Annotated in this window: 3 protein-coding genes and 2 pseudogenes (1 of these 5 cut by a window edge); 4 read left to right on the forward strand and 1 reads right to left on the reverse strand. The window is 54.4% G+C overall.

All coding sequences use genetic code 11. The annotated features are described in order from the left end of the window. The 4 genes and pseudogenes from QVO51_RS07075 to QVO51_RS07090 form a co-directional block, all read left to right on the forward strand. A pseudogene (locus tag QVO51_RS07075) lies at positions 1 to 258 on the forward strand (biotin/lipoyl-containing protein) (it extends 154 nt beyond the left edge of the window). Between the two features lie 49 nt (positions 259 to 307). Next, a complete protein-coding gene (locus QVO51_RS07080) occupies positions 308 to 1705 on the forward strand; it encodes an oxaloacetate decarboxylase subunit alpha (RefSeq protein WP_022357816.1) in 1398 nt (465 codons plus the stop codon). 85 nt (positions 1706 to 1790) lie between these two features. Next, positions 1791 to 2738, forward strand: a complete 948-nt coding sequence (gene metA, locus QVO51_RS07085) for a homoserine O-acetyltransferase MetA (RefSeq protein ID WP_022357817.1) — start codon at positions 1791 to 1793, stop codon at positions 2736 to 2738. Between the two features lie 54 nt (positions 2739 to 2792). Continuing rightward, a complete protein-coding gene (locus QVO51_RS07090) occupies positions 2793 to 3422 on the forward strand; it encodes a DUF4190 domain-containing protein (RefSeq protein ID WP_022357818.1) in 630 nt (209 codons plus the stop codon). On the opposite strand, the pseudogene QVO51_RS07095 reads toward QVO51_RS07090, so the two are convergent. Then, a pseudogene (locus QVO51_RS07095) lies at positions 3397 to 3578 on the reverse strand (hypothetical protein); the annotation flags it as partial. The gene QVO51_RS07090 and the pseudogene QVO51_RS07095 overlap by 26 nt on opposite strands.

The following is a 3578-nucleotide window of genomic DNA, read 5'->3' on the forward strand; positions in this document are numbered from 1 at the left end:
CCCGCAGCAGCTCCCGCCCCCGCAGCAGCACCTGTTGCCGGTGCAGGGGAGAAGGTACAGGCACCCATGCCCGGCACGATCCTGGATATCAAGGTTGCAGTCGGGGATACCGTTTCCAGAGGTCAGACCGTTGTGATCCTGGAGGCAATGAAGATGGAGAATGACATTGTTGCAAGCTGCGACGGCAAGATCACAAGCATTTTGGTCAGCAAGGGCGATACCGTAAATTCTGACGATGTTCTGGTGACCATTGCCTAAACTCTGATAGAAAGGATTTTCCGCTCTGTGCGGAAGAGTGGTGAAAGATATGGCTAAAGTAAAGATTACGGAAACCGTGCTCCGTGACGCACACCAGTCCTTGATCGCAACCCGTATGACCACTGCTGAGATGCTGCCGATTCTGGAAAAGCTGGATCAGGTGGGTTATCACTCCATCGAGTGCTGGGGCGGTGCGACCTTTGATGCCTGCCTGCGGTTTCTCAACGAGGATCCCTGGGAGCGTCTGCGTACGCTGAAAAAGCACATGCCCCACACCAAGCTGCAAATGCTGTTCCGTGGTCAGAATATGCTGGGCTATCGGCACTATGCAGACGATGTGGTGCAGTATTTTGTACAGAAGTCTGTGGCAAACGGCATTGACGTGATCCGGATTTTTGATGCGCTGAACGATATCCGGAACCTGAAAACCGCCATCGATGCGGCAAAGAAGGAAGGCGCACATACCCAGGTGGCAATTTCCTACACTCTGGGGGATGTATTCACCGAGGAATACTATGTAAAATATGCAAAGCAGATTGAGGAAGCAGGTGCGGACTCTATTTGCATCAAGGATATGGCGGCTCTGCTGACGCCCTATGCCACCGAGCGTCTGGTGAAGGCACTCAAGGCAAACGTAAAGCTGCCCATCCAGCTGCACACCCACTACACCTCCGGTCTGGCGTCCATGTGCCTGCTCAAGGGCATTGAAGCCGGTGCGGATGTGATCGATACCGCTATGTCCCCTCTGGCGCTGGGTACATCCCATGCGCCCACCGAGTCCATGGTGGCTGCCCTCCAGGGTACGCCCTATGATACCGGTCTTGATCTGATGCTGCTGACCGAGATCCGCTCCTATTTTATGGAACTGCGTCAGAAGTATCTGGACAGCGGTCTGCTGGATCCCAAGATGCTGGCGGTTGACGCCAATGCATTGATTTACCAGGTGCCCGGCGGTATGCTTTCCAACCTGCTGTCCCAGCTGAAGCAGGCAGGCAAGGAGGATAAGCTCAACGAGGTACTCCAGGAAGTACCGAGAGTCCGGAAGGATGCAGGATACCCGCCCCTGGTAACACCTACCTCCCAGATCGTGGGCACACAGGCTGTGTTCAATGTGATTATGGGGGAGCGGTACAAGACTGTGACCAAGGAATTCAAGGGCATTGTCCGGGGCGAGTACGGCAGAACGCCGGTGCCCATCGATCCTGCATTCCGCAAGAAGATCATCGGGGACGAAAAGCCCATCGACTGCCGTCCGGCAGATTTGCTGGAGCCGGAACTGGATAAGATCCGCAAGGAATGTGCAGAGTGGATCACCCAGGACGAGGACGTACTAAGCTATGCACAGTTCGGTCAGGTTGCAGTGAAGTTCTTTGAACGCCGCCGTAATCAACAGTACGGCATTGACGGCGTACACGGAGATGCTGCAAAGCGGATTCATCCGGTTTGATGAACAGACAAAGTGCTGATGAAGCGTTGCTCATCAGCACTTTCCGTGCAGGGCAGCACAAATCAGCAGGAAAGGAGTGACGGCTGTGCCGATCCGGATTTCACAGGATTTGCCCGCATATCAGATTTTACAGAACGAGAATATTTTCGTGATGACCCATGACCGGGCGGAGCAGCAGGACATCCGTCCGCTGAAGATCCTGATTCTCAACATCATGCCCAAGAAAATCGAAACCGAAACCCAGATTCTGCGGCTGCTCAGCAATACCCCCTTGCAGGTGGATATTGAACTGATGCATGTAGCGTCCCACGTTTCCAAGAATACCTCCCTGAGCCATCTGGAAACCTTCTATACCACCTTCGGGGAGATCAAGGACAAACATTATGACGGGATGATTATCACCGGGGCGCCGGTGGAGCATCTGCCTTATGAACAGGTGGATTACTGGGATGAGATCTGCCAGATCATGGAGTGGTCCAAGACCCATGTGTTCTCCACCCTGCATATCTGCTGGGCGGCGCAGGCCGGGCTGTACTACCACTTCGGCATACCCAAATACCCCCTGGCGCAGAAAATGTTCGGCATCTTCCCCCATGTGGTGGAGGTGGAGCATTCCCTGCTGCTGAAGGGCTTTGACGAGTGCTTCTATGTGCCCCATTCCCGGAATACGGAGATCCGCCGGGCAGATATTGAACAGGTGTCCCAGCTGGAGATCCTCACCAGTTCCCCCATGTCCGGGGTGCATATCGTTGCCAACAAAAACGGCAGACAGTATTTTATCACCGGTCATTCCGAGTACGACCGGGATACCATTGCCCAGGAGTACTTCCGGGATCGGGACAAGGGCATCGATATTCAGATCCCCTATCATTACTTTCCGGAGGATGACCCTACCAGGACTCCACGAGTGACCTGGCGGTGCCACGCCAATCTGATGTTTTCCAACTGGCTCAACTACTGCGTATACCAGCGAACCCCCTACAATCTGGACGAGCTCTCCGTTCGCAACTGGGAATGGGAGATCGGCATATAACGGCAACACCAAACATGCGGCAGGCTCAGCCACGCCGCTTTGAGGAGGACAAACATGAATCCACAGGACTATTCCAATCAGTATCCGAACCAGTATCCCAATCAGTACCCCAACAGCTGGCAGTCCATGCAGCCCCAGCAGCCGGTGCCGGAGGAGCGGAAGGGCTTCGCCATTGCGTCCCTGGTACTGGGTATTTGCAGCATTGTGCTGATGTGCTGCTGCTGCCTCAACGTGATCACAGCGCCCATTTCCATCATACTGGGCATCATTTCTCTTGCCACGCACCGGGGCGGCAAGGGCTTGTCCATCGCAGGCATCATTCTGTCTGTGGTGAGCATTCTGCTGCTCTTTATCGTGTTTCAGAGCACCAGCGTGTTCTGGAAGAACAGCGATCAGATCATGCAGGACTACACCCAGCTCATTCAGGATGCGGATACCGTATTCCCGGCTTATGAGAAGGACGGCACCGTGCCGGATTACCTCCAGAAGTACTACGAGGGTGAATACAAGGAAACCCTGGACAAGTTCGGCATCACCTTTGATGATGTAATGGATTATCTGGATCAGATGTACCAGCAGGGTGAGTTTGATGACCTTCAGTCTGCCCTCGGCAGTACCGGCGGCAACAAAACATCCTCCGGCGCACCAAAATCCAGCTTCACCGGGGTGGAGCTAGCATACTGATCCCATTGCGCAGCAAATAGAACAGGATGAGCATTCCCAGGAGCGGCAGCCAGAAACGCCTGCTTCTGGGAATGATTTTTTTCTGTATGCCGAATGCCGCAAGCAGCTGCTCTCCGTACCACAGTAACCCCAGCAGCGCCAGCAGGGGTACTCCCG

The sequence above is a fragment of the Ruminococcus sp. CAG:379 genome (assembly GCF_000434255.1).
GTDB classification, from domain to species: Bacteria; Bacillota; Clostridia; order Oscillospirales; family Ruminococcaceae; genus Ruminococcus_F; species Ruminococcus_F champanellensis.